This window comes from Parasphingomonas puruogangriensis (genome assembly GCF_036663635.1).
In the GTDB taxonomy this organism is placed as follows: Bacteria; Pseudomonadota; Alphaproteobacteria; order Sphingomonadales; family Sphingomonadaceae; genus Sphingomonas.
The window spans coordinates 127,306-144,435 of sequence record NZ_JAXOJI010000008.1 but is presented as its reverse complement, the minus strand read 5'-3'; the positions used below and the strand labels follow the sequence as shown (position 1 = coordinate 144,435).

General features: G+C 65.3%; 12 protein-coding genes. 9 read left to right on the top strand and 3 right to left on the bottom strand.

Annotated elements, in window-relative coordinates; translation table 11 throughout:
• Positions 1–47: 47 nt before the first annotated feature.
• The 4 genes from U1739_RS17735 (at position 48) to U1739_RS17720 (ending at position 7,553) form a co-directional block, all read left to right on the top strand.
• On the top strand, positions 48–2,285 hold the full coding sequence (locus U1739_RS17735; RefSeq protein WP_332709929.1) for a family 20 glycosylhydrolase: 2,238 nt from the start codon (positions 48–50) through the stop codon (positions 2,283–2,285).
• Complete coding sequence (gene ptsP / locus U1739_RS17730; protein ID WP_332709928.1) at positions 2,282–4,819, top strand: phosphoenolpyruvate--protein phosphotransferase; 2,538 nt, start codon at positions 2,282–2,284, stop codon at positions 4,817–4,819. The genes U1739_RS17735 and ptsP overlap by 4 nt, the downstream gene beginning before the upstream one ends.
• Positions 4,819–6,495, top strand: a complete 1,677-nt coding sequence (gene nagE, locus U1739_RS17725) for an N-acetylglucosamine-specific PTS transporter subunit IIBC (protein WP_332709927.1) — start codon at positions 4,819–4,821, stop codon at positions 6,493–6,495. Before ptsP ends, nagE begins: the two co-directional genes overlap by 1 nt.
• A gap of 197 nt (positions 6,496–6,692) precedes the next feature.
• Complete coding sequence (locus U1739_RS17720) at positions 6,693–7,553, top strand: alpha/beta fold hydrolase (protein WP_332709926.1); 861 nt, start codon at positions 6,693–6,695, stop codon at positions 7,551–7,553.
• Positions 7,554–8,032: 479 nt separating this feature from the next.
• Here U1739_RS17720 and U1739_RS17715 read toward each other — a convergent pair whose 3' ends face one another.
• Both U1739_RS17715 and U1739_RS17710 read right to left on the bottom strand, forming a co-directional pair.
• The gene (locus U1739_RS17715; RefSeq protein WP_332709925.1) at positions 8,033–8,458 is read right to left on the bottom strand and encodes a DUF2147 domain-containing protein; all 426 of its coding nucleotides are present in this window, start codon (positions 8,456–8,458) and stop codon (positions 8,033–8,035) included.
• Positions 8,455–9,618 carry a cytochrome P450 gene (locus U1739_RS17710; RefSeq protein WP_332709924.1) on the bottom strand — a complete coding sequence of 388 codons (1,164 nt, stop codon included), beginning with the start codon at positions 9,616–9,618 and terminating at the stop codon, positions 8,455–8,457. The genes U1739_RS17715 and U1739_RS17710 overlap by 4 nt, the downstream gene beginning before the upstream one ends.
• A 37-nt stretch (positions 9,619–9,655) precedes the next feature.
• Between U1739_RS17710 and U1739_RS17705 the strand changes: the two genes are divergently transcribed.
• The 3 genes from U1739_RS17705 to U1739_RS17695 all read left to right on the top strand — a co-directional run bounded on the left by U1739_RS17705 (position 9,656) and on the right by U1739_RS17695 (position 12,142).
• Positions 9,656–10,237 carry a TetR/AcrR family transcriptional regulator gene (locus tag U1739_RS17705; RefSeq protein ID WP_332709923.1) on the top strand — a complete coding sequence of 194 codons (582 nt, stop codon included), beginning with the start codon at positions 9,656–9,658 and terminating at the stop codon, positions 10,235–10,237.
• 1 nt (position 10,238) lies between these two features.
• Positions 10,239–11,222 carry an alpha/beta hydrolase gene (locus U1739_RS17700; protein WP_332709922.1) on the top strand — a complete coding sequence of 328 codons (984 nt, stop codon included), beginning with the start codon at positions 10,239–10,241 and terminating at the stop codon, positions 11,220–11,222.
• 254 nt (positions 11,223–11,476) lie between these two features.
• Positions 11,477–12,142, top strand: coding sequence for a dihydrofolate reductase family protein (locus U1739_RS17695; protein WP_332709921.1), 666 nt, complete (start codon positions 11,477–11,479; stop codon positions 12,140–12,142).
• Between the two features lie 218 nt (positions 12,143–12,360).
• Here U1739_RS17695 and U1739_RS17690 read toward each other — a convergent pair whose 3' ends face one another.
• A complete protein-coding gene (locus U1739_RS17690; protein ID WP_332709920.1) occupies positions 12,361–12,549 on the bottom strand; it encodes a hypothetical protein in 189 nt (62 codons plus the stop codon).
• Positions 12,550–12,664: 115 nt separating this feature from the next.
• Between U1739_RS17690 and U1739_RS17685 the strand changes: the two genes are divergently transcribed.
• Positions 12,665–16,747 (top strand): PAS domain S-box protein, encoded by a 4,083-nt coding sequence (locus U1739_RS17685; RefSeq protein WP_332709919.1) that lies wholly within the window; start codon positions 12,665–12,667, stop codon positions 16,745–16,747.
• 67 nt (positions 16,748–16,814) lie between these two features.
• Positions 16,815–17,030 carry a hypothetical protein gene (locus U1739_RS17680; protein WP_332709918.1) on the top strand — a complete coding sequence of 72 codons (216 nt, stop codon included), beginning with the start codon at positions 16,815–16,817 and terminating at the stop codon, positions 17,028–17,030.
• Positions 17,031–17,130: the final 100 nt, after the last annotated feature.

Genomic DNA, 17,130 nt, shown 5'->3' with positions numbered 1-17,130 from the left:
AGCAAGGACGGGCCGGTCCGCCGGCCCGTCGACGTGAAGGATCTGCCGTGCCGCGCATCCGGTTTGTACGTTACCCACTCCTCGCGCTGACCAGCCTCCTGACGATCGGCACCGCCACCGCGCAAAGCTTGCTTCCCGCGCCGCAATCGATGGTGAAGGGTGACGGCAGTTTTCGGCTTGAGGGCGCTGGCATGTCGGTGCCGGCGAACGATGCGGGCGCTGACAATGCGGCCGAGCGGCTGGCCGAGCTGCTGGGCAAGACCGGCGGCCCCAAATTGGCCGTCACCCCCAGCGGCAAGATCCGCTTCCAGCGCGTCCCCGGCCTCTCCGCCGAAGCCTATCGCCTGGTAACGGACGCCAATGGCGCGACGATCTCCGCCAGCGACGATGCCGGATTGTTCTACGGCGCGGTCAGCCTGTGGCAGCTCGCCGGGACGACTGGCATTGTCCCTGCCGTCACTGTCAACGATGCCCCGCGCTTCAAATGGCGCGGGCTGATGCTCGACAGCGCGCGACACTTCCAGTCTCCCGCCCTCGTCAAACGGCTGATCGACGCGATGGCGGCGAACAAGCTCAACACGCTGCATTGGCATCTGGTCGACGATCAGGGCTGGCGGATCGAGATCAAGAAATATCCGAAGCTCACCAGCATCAGCGGCTGGCGCCAGCCCGCCACCGCCCCCGGGGCGCCGCCGCTGCCGCGTACCGGCGGGTTCTACAAGCAAGGCGAGATCCGCGACATCGTTGCCTATGCCGCCCAGCGCGGCATCACCATCGTGCCCGAGATCGAGATGCCGGGCCACGCGCTCGCCGCGATCCGCGCTTACCCCGCGCTCGGCATGGGCGTGCCCTGGCCCAAGGGCACGGAAAGCGACTGGGGCGTGTTCCCCTGGCTCTACAATACCGACGAGGCAACGTTCCGTTTCCTGGAAGACGTGCTCGACGAGGTGATCGCGCTGTTTCCCTCCGCCTATGTCCATGTCGGCGGGGACGAAGCGGTGAAGGATCAGTGGAAAGCCTCGCCCAAGATCCAGGCACAGATGAAGGCGCTCGGCATCGCCTCCGAGGACAGGTTGCAGAGCTGGTTCATCCAGCGCATCGGTCGCTATCTCGCCGCGCACGGCCGCAAGCTGATCGGCTGGGACGAGATCCTCGACGGCGGCATCATGGCCGATGCCACGGTGATGTCGTGGCGGGGGCTGGACGGCGCGATCGCCGCCGCCAAGGCCGGTCACGACGCCGTGCTGACCCCCGCGCCGACCTTGTACCTCAACAACCGCCAGGGCCTCGCCGCGGCGGAAGGGACCTCGCACGGCGCGTGGGTGCCGCTGGCCGACGTCTATGCCTTCGATCCCGCGCCGGCGACGATCCCGGCGGCGCAGCAGCGCCATATCCTCGGGCTGCAGGGCAATGTGTGGACCGAGCATCTGCGCCGCGAGGACCTTGTCGCCGCCGCCGCCTTCCCGCGCGCTGCGGCGATCGCCGAGTTGGGCTGGTCGCCCGCCGCGACGCATGACTTCGGCGATTTCGTGCGCCGTCTCGCGCCACAAATGGCGCGGCTGACCGCGCTGGGGATCACGCCTAGTGCGGCGCTATTCCGACCGATCGTCACGCTTGCGCCGATCGATGGCCAGGCCGGTGTTAAGCTGTCGACGCAATCCGCCGTGCCGGTGCATTACACGATCGACGGCACGCCGCCCGGCCCGGCCGCGCCGCTTTACAGCGCGCCGCTGACGCTGCCGACCGGAACGCGCCTGCGCGCCGCCAGCGTGCTGGACCGTGCCACGCTACCCGGCGCGATCGACCTGCGCCTCACGCCCGACGCGCTGCGCCACCGCGACGATACCGAGCTCAAGCTCTGCACGCAGGGCATCCCGCTGCGCCTCGCCGACGACGCGCCCGCGCGCGAGCCGCGCGCGGCGTTCCTGATCGACATCGCCAATCCGTGCTGGATCTATCAGGCCGCGCCGATGGACGGCGTGCGCCGCATCGAGATCAGTGTCGGGCAGCTGCCGTTCAACTTCCAGATCGGGCGCGACAAGGACAATATCGTCTTCCGCCCCCCCGCCACGCCGGCCGGCGAAGTCGAAGTGCGCGACGGCTGCGCCGGCCCGCGCCTCGCCGTGCTGCCGCTTGCGCCGGCGGTGCGCCGCGCGGGTGTCACCACACTCAGCGCTGCCCTTCCGCCGCTGACCGGCGCGCATGATCTGTGCATCACCTATACTGCGACAGGCGTGGACCCGCTGTGGGCGCTGAGCGGCGTGCAATTGGTGACCGCCTCGTGATCGTGTTACATGCGCCGATGGCCGGCTGGGCGATGCCGCTCGACGCGGTGCCCGACCCGGTGTTCGCCGAACGCATGATGGGCGACGGTTTCGCGATCGACCCACTTGATGGCACAATCCGCGCGCCGTGCGACGCGACGGTGATAGCCGTAGCGCCGACGCGGCATTCGGTGACACTAAGACTGGCGAATGGTGCCGAACTGCTGATCCATGTCGGCCTGGAGACGGTCGCGCTGGCGGGCGCGGGCTTCACCGCCGAGGTGCGCGACGGTGACGTGGTCGTGCTCGGTCAGCCGTTGCTCGAGGTCGATCTCGATGCCGTGGCGTTGCGTGCCAAAAGCCTGGTGACGCCGATTACGGTGATGAACGAAGGGTTTGCGCTGCGGCCGCTCGAGCTTGGTCGGCGCGTAGCGAGCGGCGACATGCTTGCCGAGATCGAAGCGCGCGCAGATTGCGCACCGCCCCCTCCCCAATCGTCGCCCCGGACTTGTGCCGCGGTCCATCTGGACGCAACCACAACGCCGGCAGATTCAGCGGCACCGTGGCCCCCGGAACAAGTCCGGGGTGACGAAGGAGTGGCCCACGATACCGCCCGGATCAGCCTCCGCGTCCCTCTTGCGAACGGCGTCCACGCCCGCCCCGCCGCGCGCATCGTCGCCACGCTCAAGCCGTTCGCCGCCGAGGTCACGATCACCGCGCACGGCAAGCCCACCAATGCGCGCAGCATCGTCGCGTTGCTCGCCGCCGGCATCGCGCATAACGACGAGATTGAGATCGTCGCGCACGGCCCCGACGCGCGCGCCGCCGTTACCGCGGTCGCGACACTGATCGAACACGGCATCGAAGAAACCGCGCAGGCCGCCGCTACACCGCAGGCGACCGCATCACTTGACGGCCTGGTCCTCGGCGTCCGCGCCGCGCCCGGACTTGCTATCGGTGCGGTGTTCCAATGGCGCGCCACCGATATCCAAGTGGCCGAGCACGCCGCCGATGTCGCAACCGAGACCGCCCACCTCGCCGCCGCCCGCAAAGCCCTGCTAGCCATAACGCCCCACGGTGACATCGCCGCCGCGCACCACGCCTTGCTCGACGATCCCGAACTGCTCGCCGCCGCCGGGCGGTATATTGCGGACGGCAAGAGCGCCGCCTTCGCTTGGCGCGCTACGACCACCGATCATGCCGCGGCGATCCTCGCCACGCGCGATCCGCTACTGATCGAGCGTATTGCGGATTTGAAGGACATCGAACGCCAATTGATCGCGCGGCTTACCGGTACCGAGGCCAGCCTGCCCACCCCGCCCCGCGGCGCGATCGTAATTGCCGATGAGATACTGCCTTCCCACTTCGCTATTCTTTCCAGCGCGGGAATCGCCGGCATCTGCACCGCGTACGGTGGACCTACGGCACACGCCGCGATCCTCGCCGCCGCGGCCGGCATTCCGATGATCGTCGCTGCGGGGGCGGACGTGCTCGATCTTACCGATGCGTCACCGGTTATCCTCGATGCCGACAAGGGCACGCTGAATCCGTCGCCGGACGTAGGCACGTTGGCGATGACGACCAAGCGGATGGCGCGCCGGCGCGACCGCATCACTACCGACACCGCCGCCGCGCACGACGATTGCGTGATGGCGGACGGCACGCGGATAGAGATCTTCGCCAACCTCGCCAGCCCCACCGAGGCGACGCACGCCGTGGCGCTTGGTGCCGAGGGCTGCGGCCTGCTGCGCAGCGAATTCCTGTTCCTCGACCGCGACACCGCGCCCTCCGAAGACGAGCAATGTGCCGCCTATGCCGCAGTCGCCGCCGGGCTCGGCGGACGCCCGCTGATCGTGCGCACGCTCGATATCGGCGGCGACAAGCCGGTCGCCTATCTGCCCTTCCCCCATGAGGACAATCCGGCGCTCGGCGCACGCGGCATCCGCTTTTCGCTGGCGCGCCCCGATCTGCTCGCCACGCAGGTGCGCGCGATCTTGCGCGGCGTGCCCGCGGCGCAATGCCGCATCATGCTGCCGATGATCGTCGATGCCGGCGAACTCGCCGCCGCCCGCACGATCCTCGACGAGGCACGCGTCGCGCTCGGCATCGTCGCCCCGGTGCCGCTCGGCGTGATGATCGAGACCCCCGCCGCGGCGCTGCTTGCCGAAAGCATTGCGCGTGACGCCGACTTCCTATCGATCGGCAGCAACGATCTCACGCAATATGCGCTCGCCGCCGATCGCGGCAATCCGGCGGTCGCGGCGATGGTCGATGCGCTCCACCCTGCCGTGCTGCACCTCATTGCCCGCGCTGCGGACGGCGCCCGCGCACATCGCCGCTGGCTTGGCATATGCGGTGGCATCGCGTCCGATCCGCGCGCGGCGCCAATCCTGATCGGGCTCGGCATCACCGAATTGTCGGCCACGTCCGCCGCCATTCCCGCGCTCAAGGCCGTGGTGCGCCGGCACGACCTGCCTGCGTGCCAGGCGCTCGCCGCCCGCGCGCTCGCCTGCGCTACTGCCGCCGACGTTCGCGCCTTGCTGGAGACCGTGTGATGCGCCTGCGCTTCGATGCCCTCCAGCCGCTCGGCCGCGCGCTGATGCTGCCGATCGCCGTACTGCCGGTCGCCGGGCTGCTGCTGCGGCTCGGCCAGCCGGATCTGCTGGACGTCACCTTCATCGCCGCGGCGGGCGAAGCGATCTTTGCCAATCTCGGGCTGATCTTTGCGATCGGCGTCGCGGTCGGGCTGGCGCGCGAGAATAACGGCGCGGCGGGGCTTGCGGGCGCGATCGCCTATCTCGTGACGATCGAGGGCGGCAAGGCACTGCTGGCCGTACCGCCGGGCGTCGCCGCCCCATTCGCTGATCAGGCGGCGCAGACCCTCGCCACTGTCGCGTGGAAAGCAAAGGAACTCGGCAAGCTGAGCGTGCCTGCCGGCATCCTCTCGGGGCTCATCTCGGGCTGGCTTTACAATCGCTATGCCACGATCAAGCTGCCCGATTATCTCGCTTTTTTTGGCGGCCGCCGCTTCGTGCCGATCGCCGCCGGCTTTGCAGGGCTGATCGGCGCAGCGATCTTCGGGCTCGGCTTTCCCGCGCTCGAGGCGGCAATCGATACGCTGAGCCGCTGGGTGGTCGGCGCCGGGCCGGTCGGCCTGTTCCTCTATGGCCTGCTCAACCGCCTGCTGATCGTCACGGGGCTTCACCATATCCTTAACAATATCGCCTGGTTCATCCTCGGCGACTTCAACGGCGCGACCGGCGATCTCAAACGCTTCTTCGCCGGTGATCCCAGTGCCGGCGCGTTCATGAGCGGCTTCTTCCCGGTGATGATGTTCGGCCTGCCCGCCGCCTGCCTAGCGATGTATCGCACCGCGCTGCCGGAACGGCGCAAGGCGGTCGGCGGCATGCTGCTCAGCCTTGCGCTTACCTCGCTGCTGACCGGCGTCACCGAGCCGATCGAGTTCACCTTCATGTTCCTCGCGCCGGTGCTGTACGCGGTGCACGCGGTGCTCACCGGCCTGGCGATGGTGATCATGGATGCGCTGGGCGTCAGGCTCGGCTTCGGCTTCTCCGCCGGCCTGTTCGATTACGTGCTCAATTACGGGCTGGCGACGCGCCCGCTGCTGCTGCTGCCGGTCGGCGCAGCCTATTTCGCGATCTATTACGCAGCGTTCCATTATTGCATCGTCAGGTTCGAGCTCAAAACGCCGGGGCGCGACACTGAGGCGGTGCCCGTAGCCATGGAGGCAGGCACACCCGGCGATCGAGCCTCCCGCTTCATCACCGCCCTCGGCGGCGGCGGCAATCTGCGCACGATCGACGCCTGCACCACTCGGCTGCGCCTCGAACTGGTCGATGTCGCGGCGGTCGACGAACCGTCGCTGAAGGCGCTCGGTGCGCGTGGCGTCTTCCGGCCAGGGGGGCACGCGTTCCAAGTCGTGCTCGGCCCGATCGCCGATCAGGTCGCCAGCGAGATACGAAGTAGCGTCCGCCGCACGCCATCGCCGATCGCGGCAGATGCGTTCTGGCTCGAGGCGGTTGGCGGTGCGATCAATGTCGCTGACGCGCAAAGGATCGCCGGCCGATGGCGCATTCGGCTCATCGACGAGGGGCGCGTTAATCGTAGGATGCTGGACCAAGTGGCAACACGGGGCTGGTGTGAAACTCAGCGCGGCACTCTGCACGTCTTGGAACCCAAACCTGGTCATGCCGGATTGCGCCGAAGCTGACCCGCGATAAGGTCCAAGCTAGATGCTTTTTCGGCGATCTGACCCAAGACCAGACGAAGATGCCATCAATGCAGCTCCCTGAACCAGCCGTTGGTTCATGTGCCGATCGGTGCCGCAGTTCGTTGACTCATCGATGCAGTCCACACGATACATACGATAATCTAGTGGGCGACGGTCAGCTAACGAAGGGTAAGGGCATGGCCACGATCCGGATACTCGCCGCAGTGCTATTGCTTGCTGCCTCACTGTTCCAGCCCGCCCACGCGCAAAAGGCAGCGGCTTTGCCCGCGGCGCCTGAAGAATTCGCGCCAGCCCGCGCAATCATCGCCGACGTCCAGAGGATCGTGACGCCGAACGGCATTGACGAAACTTTGGTTCTCGAACTGGGCGGCGCAAGGCAAGTGGTGAACATCCGCGGGGCCGATCGCGCGAATCCGATCCTGCTCTACATCCATGGCGGTCCAGGTTCGGTCGAGATGCCGATGGCGTGGAGCTTCCAGCATCCGTGGGAGGATTTCTTCACGGTCGTCCAGTGGGACCAACGAGGCGCCGGACGCTCCTACCCGCTCAACGACCCTGCAACCATCGCCCCGACGCTGCGGCTGGAACGCTATCGGGATGACGCGATCGAGCTGATCGAACAGCTCAGCGCGCGCCTGGGTCAACACAAGGTGTTCGTCCTCGGCCACAGCTTCGGATCGGCGGTGGGGCTTGCGGTCGCACAGGTGCGACCTGACCTGCTTCACGCCTACATTGGCATGGGCCAGCTCATCGACTTTCGCGAGAACGAGCGGGTCGGCATGCAGCAAACCTTGGCGATCGCGCGCGAGCGCGGCGACGATGAGGCGGTGCAGGCTATCGCCGCACTGCGGCCATACCCTGACAGGGGCCGTTCACCATCGTGCAGGCGGACGCCTGGCGAAAATACGCCAACCGCTATGGCTCACTCGCGGGCCTGCGTCCTGATGCCAATTTCTACTTCAACTCGACGAAGCTGTCGCCGCTCTACACCTCAGCAGACCGGGAAGCATGGGCGAAGGGCAGCGCCTTCACCGTGACAGCGCTCTGGCCCCGACTGGCAGACGTCTCCTTCATGCCCATCCGTCGGCTTGATGTTCCCGCTGCCTTCCTGCTCGGCCGACGCGACAAGACCACCCCCTCAGAGATCGCGGCCAGCTGGCTAGGCAGGCTCAAGGCACCGAGCCGGATCTTGTGCTGGTTCGAGAACTCGGGGCACCTACCGATGATCGAGGAGCCGGGTCGCACGCTGGCCGCGCTGATGCTGATACGGTCTAGAACTTGGGGACAGAGAAGCGCCGCCCCCAACTACGATGCAAATTGCAGGCAACTGACCGCCACCGAGCGATAGCCGGTGGACGGCCCCGCGGCTATAAGACCCACTTCTGGACGTTTATGCCGCCCTTAGTGTTTCCTGAAGCCAGACACTCATTAAGCTTCCGTTTTCGACTCGGGTTTCAGTGTCCGGCTCATCTGACTGGGACAGCCACGGTGGGATTGCTGCCCATCATTCGTGTGCTTAGTGCGCCTTCCGCCACGACTGGGTCTTGCACAGCTTCCAGATGCAGCCGGTGAGGGCAAGCGCGCCGTCCGGCCGCACCTCGAGAAAGGACTTGTATGTCCGTCCGCTACGCGGGTCGTACACCTGTCCTCTCCAGCGGGAGCCATCCGGCACGAAGCCGGTGAGGATCCGGAGCCTGCTCGTCGGGCGGTTGCGCAGGCGCGCATCGGGGTTGTTGATGTCGGTCTTCGGTGCCTTGGGATCTACTTTCAGAACCTTGTGGATCGCGCCGCATAGCGCCGGCCCGCACGGGGCGATCTCGACAATCGCCTGATTGCCTTCGGTCAGCCAGCGGCCGACGGGACTCGTCGGCGCCGCCGCTGCCGGAATCGCGAAGGCCAGCGACAAGACTCCGGCTACGGCACCAAGGACCCGCGCGATCACGATGCCGCCCCATCGCAAGCGAGCGTCGCGCCGCGCAGTTCGTAGCCGGCGATCAGCGCGTTCCAGCCGATTTTCGGTGTTCGCGCGAGCCGGATGCCGGGCACCCGCAGCAGCCGATCCAGGAAGATCGCCGCCTCCTGCAGCGCGACTTGCGCGCCGGGGCAGCGATGCTCCCCGTCACCGAAGGCAAGCCCGGCCCGGCTCACCTTGTCGGCGGTCCTGCGATCCGGATCGAGCCGATGCGGGCATCCGCCGACCGCCGCCTCGTCGGCATTTGCCTGACGCACGTCGAGCGCGACGACCGCAGCATCGGTGTGGATCCTGCGGAACAGCATGCCAACGACGGGCTCAAGGCGGAGTATTTCCTCGAGGATCGAAATCCGCGATGCCTCGTCGCCGTCGAGAAAGCGCCCGCACAGCACATTATTCTCCAGCAGGTGCCAGCCGGCCATGGTGATGAACTCGCGCGTAGTGATCATGCCGGCCGCGCCATAGGTGAGGCATTCGGTGAGGATCTCGCGCTCGGAATAGCCCTCCTCCATCAGGTGCGAGATCACGTCCGCGCGCCGCTCACGCCGCCTGCTGGCGATCGCCGGCTTCACGTCGCGCAAAAAGAAGTTCAGCGATCGTGCCTGACCGCGCGCGAAGCCGAACACCGTCGCCAGCCGCGACCCACCCTGTGGCATGCCGGTCACCAGCGCCCCCAGCCGCCTGGCCATGCCGCCCCGGTCACTGTCGGTCAGCCCGACAATCTCCGCTGCAATCGTCACGGCCATCTCGAGTCCGAGTTCGTCCAGATCGGCATGTCCTGCTGTCGCGAGGCGCCCGACCAGCTCGTCGCTGGTCCGCTCCATCAGCGCGCGATACGCGGTGGTTACGACGCGGGGCGCGAAGAAGCGCGCGGTCGCGCCGCGCTGACGACGGTGCTCCGCTCCGTGCTGGTAGAGAATCGGAGGGTGGGACAGCGACACCTTGTTGACCAGATCGGCCAGGAACCCCGCCTGTCGGGCATCGGGATTGCGCAGCAGCTCACGGGCTTCGGCGAAGTCGCGGACCATGCGCATTTGCGCGCCGCCCGCGCCCGATTGGGCGACCGCCGCCGATTTGCGGTCGTCTCGACCGGATACAGGACAGAGACTGGAAATGGCTTGATCAATCATCAGAAACGCCTATTTATGATACATGATAGATCATAAAATGGCGACGCGCGCCGACAAGTCAAGAGAGCCGCCGCGCCAGGACGCGCGGATCACTAAATCCCGCCATGCGCTTCAGGCGGCCTTGCTCGACCTCGTGGCAGAGATGCCGTTCGAGGAGGTGACCGTGGCGGCCATCACGACGCGCGCGGGTGTCGGCTATGCAACCTTCTTTCGCCGCTACACGTCCCGCGAAGCGCTGCTGGCGGAGATCGCGGATGATATCATCGGTCAGCTTCTCGTCCTCATCGCTCCGCTCTTGCTGGCGCAGGATACCGCCGCAGCCGCGTCGGCGCTGACCCGCTTCGTGGACGTTCGCCGTCCCTTGTGCCGGGGCCTACTCGTCGGCGCCGGGGAGGCGATGCGCCGCGACATCACCGCACGCGCGGTCGCGGCGGCTGCTACTGCCGAGGCGCCCGTGCCGGAATGGCTTCCGCGCGATCTGGGCATCGTCCACGGCGTCGCCGCGACACTCACGATCCTGCGCTGGTGGCTGGAACAGGATCGGCCGCACGATGCGGCGGCGGTTGCGGACATCATCGACCGGCTGGTGTTCGGTCCCATGAGCCCGAAGGAGGCTTGAAATGATCTCGATCGACGAGAGCGATCTTGCCGAAGCGCGGCGGTTCAACGACAAGCTGGCCAAGTCGCCGCGCTTTCGCGTCCGAAACCGCTTCGCACCGCTCCTGATCCAATCTCTTCTGCGGCTTTCGCAGTTTGGAGCCGATCACAGGGCCAGGAAGGCAGGCCTGTCGGTCGAGCAAAGTGTCGTCGGAACAGGGGCCGAGAAGGTGCGCGTGCGGATGCTCCGCCCGGCGGGGCAGGTGCGCGGCGTCGTGTTCGACATCCATGGCGGGGGCTGGGTGATCGGCAATGCGCGGATGAACGATGCGCAGAACATCGCCCTGATCAAGGCATGCGGCGTGGCGGTGGTTTCGGTGGAGTACGGGCTCGCGGGCCACACTCCCATCCAGCGGCTGATGGACGACTGCCTCGTGGCCGCACGCTGGCTGCTCGGCGGCGGCATAGCCGAATTTGGCGACCTCCCCGTCTTCATCGTCGGAGAATCCGCCGGCGGCCATCTCGCGGCCGCCACGCTGCTACGGCTGAAGCATTGGCCTGAACTGCTCCGGCGCGTGGTCGGGGCGGTGCTCTATTACGGCGTCTACGACCTGTCCGGCACGGACAGCGTCAGGCGGGCCGGACCCGACACGCTGGTGCTCGACGGGCCTGGCATGGTGGGCGGCCTGCGCCGGCTCACACCGGGGATGAGCGACGCAGAACGTCGCCAGCCGCCCCTGTCGCCGCTCTACGGGGATCTTGCCGGCCTGCCGCCAGCCTTGATGTTCGTCGGTGAGCGCGACCCACTGATGGATGATACGCTCCGCATGGCGGAGCGATGGGGCGAGGCGGCCGACGTCGAGCTGCACCAATTGCCCGAAGCGCCGCACGGGTTCATCCATTTCCCGACGGGTATGGCGGACAAGGTCCGTTCTACCACGCATCTCTGGATAGAGGCGCGAGTGAACGCGGCGCCCCCCTCATCCAAGGCTGTTTGCCCTCGCTAAGCTAGGTTGCGGGTGAACAACCAGATCTGCTCGAATGCCTTGAAATAGTGCATGGCTACCGGCAAACTGGCGGCCGGCCAGACCTATGCCCCTGCCGACCGCTTCGACCCACAAAGCGACATCCAGCTGCGTTGAATGGCTTCTCGGAAGCGTCATTCATACAGGCGCGGCCGAGCCTGGAGCCGGGCGCTTGCTGTCCACAATGTTTCGACCAGAATGGCTATCAACAAGGTGCGCAGGAAGGGAAATGATCGATGCGTAAGCTGACCGGCGCGGCGTTCGTATCGCTCGACGGCGTAATGCAAGCACCGGGAGGGCCAACCGAGGACCCCACCGGCGGCTTCGACCATGGTGGCTGGGTGTTTGGCATTGGCGACGATGTGGTCGATCCGGTGCTGGGTAGGCTGTTTAACCCTCCGTACGCCCTGTTGCTCGGGCGCCGGACTTACGACATCTTCGCGGCTTACTGGCCGTTCATAGACGGCGAGATGGCCGGTATGGGCGAGGCGCTGACCGCGGCCGAAAAGCATGTCGTGACGCGTAGCGACCAGCCGCTAGACTGGCTCAACAGCCAGCGCGTCGACGGCATCGCTGGTGTTCGAGCGTTGAAGGGAAGCGACGGCCCAGACCTCTTGATCCAAGGGTCATCGACACTCTACCCGCCGCTTCTCGCTGCCGGCCTGATCGACGAGCTGGTTCTTATGTCTTTTCCCGTCGTGCTCGGGACCGGCAAGCGCCTCTTCAGCGCCGGCACGCCGTCAGGCGCGTTGCGCCTGCTCGACCATCAGGTCGGTGCAAAGGGCGCGATCGTGACGCGTTGGGAACCGGCAGGGCCAGTCCCGACGGTCAACCATCCTCACCCAAGCACCAGCGCGGCGGAAGCCGAGCGCCAGCGCCGGATGACGGAAGGAAGCTGGTAGTCTCCAGATCTACGCCGCCTGATTTTCATGGCAGACGGCCCTAGTCTGTCATTCAGAGCGCCTGGATGGTCTCCGATAACGGACTCTTGTTCATGCGATTCAAAGGCTAACTTTGCATTGGTAGCTGCGGTGCGAGATCTGCGGCGCGGTGCTTCTCAGCGACACCAAGTTCCATTAGCCTGTGGAAATGACTCCCATTCAGCCTGAAGCGCTCGCGTTCAAGCGACGCTCGGCTGCGAAACCACGCCTTCATCCACGCCGCAGCAATCCGGTTCGATCGCCATCCAAGCTGAGGCATTGCCGAGCGCGGGCGCCTCCGCCCGCCCCACGCCCGCTTCCCGCGAAACGTTGGCGCAACGACGTGACATGGCCAGTGCAGGCAAACGGTCCGTGTAAGCCGTCGTCATTGCGTCTTCACTACCTGTTATCGGCTTTGCGGCATATTACGCGCGAAGGAGATGGACCCTGAACCATCCGTCGACAGGCCGACTGCAAAGAAAACAATCAGATCTGATCCTGGCGATGCTAGGCGCGGCGCTTCTGAGCATTTTTTGCGTCAAGGCTAACGCGTTCGAGCAACTCACGGCCTTCGCCGAAAGGAATGAAGTGTGGCAGATCGACGAGGCGATCATCGTCCTGCTATTCATTGGGGCCGCGTCGCTTTTTCTGTTTGCGCGACGCTCCCATGAGCTGCGGGGGGAAGTGGCCCGGCGGGAGGCTGCCGAGCAAATAACGGCCGAACTGACGGGCCAGGCGCTGGCCGACGGAGCGGCGGAGCGGCGCCTTCTCGAACAAGCAGTGCGCGCCAACGAGCAGCGCCTCAAGAGCATCCTCGCCACCGCGCATCAGGCAATCGTGACGATCGACCAGATCGGCATGATCAGCGGCTGGAACCGCCACGCCGAGCTGACTTTCGGATGGAGCGCCGAGGAAGTGATTGGACAGCGCATGTCCGAGATCATTGTCCCGCCTGAACTGCGCGCTGCGCACGACGCGGGATTGGCGCGTTACATGTCGAGCCGTACGGCCCGGCTGATCGGTAGCCAAATCGAACTCACGGCGCTGCGCCGCAATGGCGACGTCTTCCCGATCGAGCTTGCGCTCAGCGCCACCAATATCGACGAGGACTGGCAGTTCACGGCGCTGATACAGGATATTTCCGAGCGGCGCGCACAGACCGAATTGTTCGAAAACGCATTCGACCATGCCCCGATAGGCATGGCGCTAGTGGCGTTGGACGGCCGCCTGATGAAGTTGAACTCGGCCTTTTGCGACCTGATCGGCTATGAGCATAATGAAGCTACGACCCTGGATTTCCAGACGATCACCCATCCCGACGATCTGACAGGCGATCTACATCTGTTGGAGAGGCTGATCGCCGGTGACATTCCGTCATATCAGCTGGAGAAGCGGTATATCCGCAAGAGCGGCCGGGTGGTGTGGGTGCGGCTATCGGCATCTCTGGTGCTGGAAAGCGACGGCACGCCGAAACATCTGATCGCCCAGATCCAAGATTTGTCGGCTGAACGCGAGTCCGAAGACCGCTACCGCCTGCTCGCGGACACTGCGAGTGATATGGTCGGCCTATATTCAGTACGCGGTCGTAGCTCTTACATGTCACCGTCAAGCGAGAAGATACTTGGTTATGCGCCGGAAGCGCTAACTGGAAAGACGGTTTTCGGCTTCATGCCAGCCGAGGAACGCGGGCCGATGGCTGGAGCGGCTGCGCGGCTGCAAGCCGAGCCCATGGGCGCCACCGTGACCCACCTTACCCGGTTGCGTCACAGAGACGGCCATCTCGTCCATATCGAAATAGCTATGCGGTTGGCGGCGGGCGAGGATGGCGCGCTGTACATCGTCTCGGCATGCCGCGACGTCACGGCTCGTATCGAGGCAAAGCAAGCCCTGGAGGAACGGACAAGGGAGCTAATCCACGCCAACATCGTCGCTGAACATTCGGCGGCAGTGATCCAGGAAGCTCAGGCGCTCTTCAAGGGCATCTTCGAGAGTTCGCCCGACGTGAACATCGTCTATGACCTGACGGGCGACACCTTTTCACTGAACACGATGAACGAAGCTGCAGAACGGTCGCTGGGATTTACCATCGCGGAGGCACGAGGAAAGGAACTTCGGGACTTGTTCCCCCCCGCACGTGCGCAGCGCGGGCAACGCAATATGGAGGAGGCAATCGCTCTGGGAGAGGGGCGGCACACGGCCGAGGAGCGAAACGCTTCGGGGAACGACGTGATCTTCGATGTGAGGGTGGTGCCGCTGCATGACGCCGCCGGTCAGGTCCGCCGCGTCTTTGTCGGCAAGCGCGACGTTACCGAACTGAAGCGCGCGGAGGTGGCCGCTCTGCAGGCCAACGTGCTGATGCAAACCGCCGAGAAGATCGCGCACATGGGATATTGTACGCTCGACCTGATCACGCAGGAGGTGATCTGGTCGAATGAACTATTGACCATGCTCGAGCTCGATCCGCAGCACGAGGTCCCCCAAATCGACCAGCTGCTCGGCCGTCGCCATCCCGAGGATAGCAAACGGGCAGAGCAGGTGATGGCGGACGCGATCGCCAGTGGCGCGCACGAATACGAGAGCAGCTATCGCCTGCTGTTGCCGAGCGGCAAGATCCGCCACATTCTCGCGCGGGGGACTATCCACCGCGAGGGCGACGTCGCGCTCAGCGTCTTCGGCGTGCTGCTCGATGTCTCCGAACTCAGGCGCGCCGAGGAGAAAGCGCGCGAGAGTGACATGCGATACCGGCTGATGGCGGAGAACTCGAGCGACGTCATCGTCACCAGCGACCTTGAGGGCCGCACGACATTCGTCTCGCCGTCGTCGGTCGCCGTCACCGGATACACCAGCGAGGAGCGCATGGGCCACCACGCCGCGAACATTACGCACCCCGATGACATTACGGAATTACTGGCGACCTTCCACAGGCTGAAGGACGGTACGACCGGGGAGCATGTCCGCTGGCGCGTGTGGCATAAGACCGAAGCGCGCTGGGTATGGGCAGAATCGAGTCCGGCGTTGCTTCGCGATCCGGTTACACAAGCAGTAACCGGGTATCTCGACGTCATCCGTGACGTAACCGCCCAGAAGGAGCAGGAGGATGCATTGGCGGCAGCCAAGCTTGCGGCCGAAGAGGCTATGCACTCTAAGGAGCACTTCCTGGCTAATATGAGCCACGAACTCCGCACCCCGCTCAACAGCATCATCGGCTTCTCCCGCCTGCTCGCCGAAAGCAGCGGGCTCGATCCGGAGGTTCGGCGTAGGGTTGGACTGGTGCATAGCGCTGGCTTGGCGTTGCACGCGGTCATCGACAACGTTCTCGACTTCTCGAAGCTCGAGGCGGACAAGCTGGTGCTCGATTGTAGTGCGTTCGACGTGGACGCTTTCTTCACCAGCACTGTATCACTGCTGGAGCCACAAGCGGCGACGCGGGATGTTCGGCTGCACGTAGATGTGGATCCGCACCTGCCCGCTAAGCTGGTGGGGGACGCGGGACGGCTTCGCCAGATACTGCTCAACCTGCTGTCGAATGCGGTGAAGTTCACGCAGAACGGCTCCGTGACAACCAGGGTCAAGCTCGTCGAGCGTCCGGGCGGCGATGCGCGCCTCCGGGTCGAAGTCATCGATACTGGCGGCGGGATAGCAGAAGATAAGCTTGCGATGCTGTTCAATCGGTTCGTCCAGGCGAGCGCCTCAGTCTCGCGCCATTATGGCGGGACGGGCCTCGGCCTTGCCATATCGCGGCAACTCGTATCGCTGATGGGCGGCAAGATCGGCGTCACCAGCGAAGTCGGCACGGGATCAACCTTTTGGTTCGAAATCACGCTTCCTGTCGCCAACGTACAAGAATGCAGCGAGCGGGACCTGTCCGCACCGCGACCATTGTTGCTATACGATAAGCGGATCCTGGTCGTCGATGACGTCGATCTCAACCGGGAGTTGATGCTCGCCATGCTGTCGAAGTATGGCTGTACGATAGAGTTGGCGGATGATGGCGCAGAGGCGCTCGAGGCACTCGAGACGCAGAGCTTCGACCTCGTCCTCATGGACTGCCAGATGCCGGTGATGGACGGCTTTGCAGCGACACGGGCGATCCGCCAGCAGACCGGGCCCGCCGCGAAGATGCCGATCGTCGCGCTGACGGCGAGTGCTCAGCCTGAGCACCTGGCCCGGTGCCGCGCTGCGGGTATGAACGAACACCTGACCAAGCCGCTCAACCCGCAAGCCCTGGAGGCTGTACTCGAACGCTATCTTGGCGCTGCCGCCAAGGACGAGCCCACCCCCGGACCCGAGTTGGTGCAGAAAGCTGCGCCATCGCTGCGCGAGCGATACGCCATTAGGCGGACGACGACGCTCGAGGCGCTTGATGCGATGATCCGCGCCGGACAGTTCACTGACAGCGAAGTGAGCGAAGTAGCCAAATTGGCGCACAATCTGGCGGGCACGGCGGGCATGTTCGGGGAGGCCGAACTGGGTGAGGCAGCCGCGGCGCTCGATGCCGGAATTGGGCAATGGCCGCGGGCCGAGCGCGTCCAACGAATCCGTGATTCGTTCGACACGCTGCATCAACTTGCGCGCAAAAGCGCCTGAACGGGCGGAGTTTGACCGACATGGGCTCCGGCGGGGTACTGTCAGACTTACCAGGATCTGGCTCGTTTTGGACGAGGTCGGTCGTTATAATGATGAGGTGGACGGCCTGACCACCGGCCCTGCCTGGCGCACCGATGGCGAGGAGCGGTTCGCAATGGTCATCACTGATGCCGCCAGTGCGGCGATCGTGTCGGCCATACTGGTGGGGAGACTGCGACACCAGCGATCGAACTGGTTGAGCCGGCCGGCAACGATGCACCGCGGGCAGCCGCTTAAGATTTGACTCCATTCACTCAGAGGGTTGCTTCTACCAGTGATATGCGCCTGCCCCCCGGAGATGAACGAAAGTGCATTATTGCACCGCATTACTCTAAAGCGGCCGG

Excerpts from the sequence above, each read along its gene's own strand:
- U1739_RS17695 (WP_332709921.1), top strand. The coding sequence starts at position 11,477 with ATGCGTAAGCTGACCGGCGCGGCGTTCGTATCGCTCGACGGCGTAATG.
- U1739_RS17690 (WP_332709920.1), bottom strand. The coding sequence starts at position 12,549 with ATGACGACGGCTTACACGGACCGTTTGCCTGCACTGGCCATGTCACGT.
- U1739_RS17710 (WP_332709924.1), bottom strand. The coding sequence starts at position 9,618 with ATGATTGATCAAGCCATTTCCAGTCTCTGTCCTGTATCCGGTCGAGAC.
- U1739_RS17720 (WP_332709926.1), top strand. The coding sequence starts at position 6,693 with ATGGCCACGATCCGGATACTCGCCGCAGTGCTATTGCTTGCTGCCTCA.
- U1739_RS17685 (WP_332709919.1), top strand. The coding sequence starts at position 12,665 with ATGCTAGGCGCGGCGCTTCTGAGCATTTTTTGCGTCAAGGCTAACGCG.
- U1739_RS17705 (WP_332709923.1), top strand. The coding sequence starts at position 9,656 with ATGGCGACGCGCGCCGACAAGTCAAGAGAGCCGCCGCGCCAGGACGCG.
- nagE (WP_332709927.1), top strand. The coding sequence starts at position 4,819 with ATGCGCCTGCGCTTCGATGCCCTCCAGCCGCTCGGCCGCGCGCTGATG.
- U1739_RS17700 (WP_332709922.1), top strand. The coding sequence starts at position 10,239 with ATGATCTCGATCGACGAGAGCGATCTTGCCGAAGCGCGGCGGTTCAAC.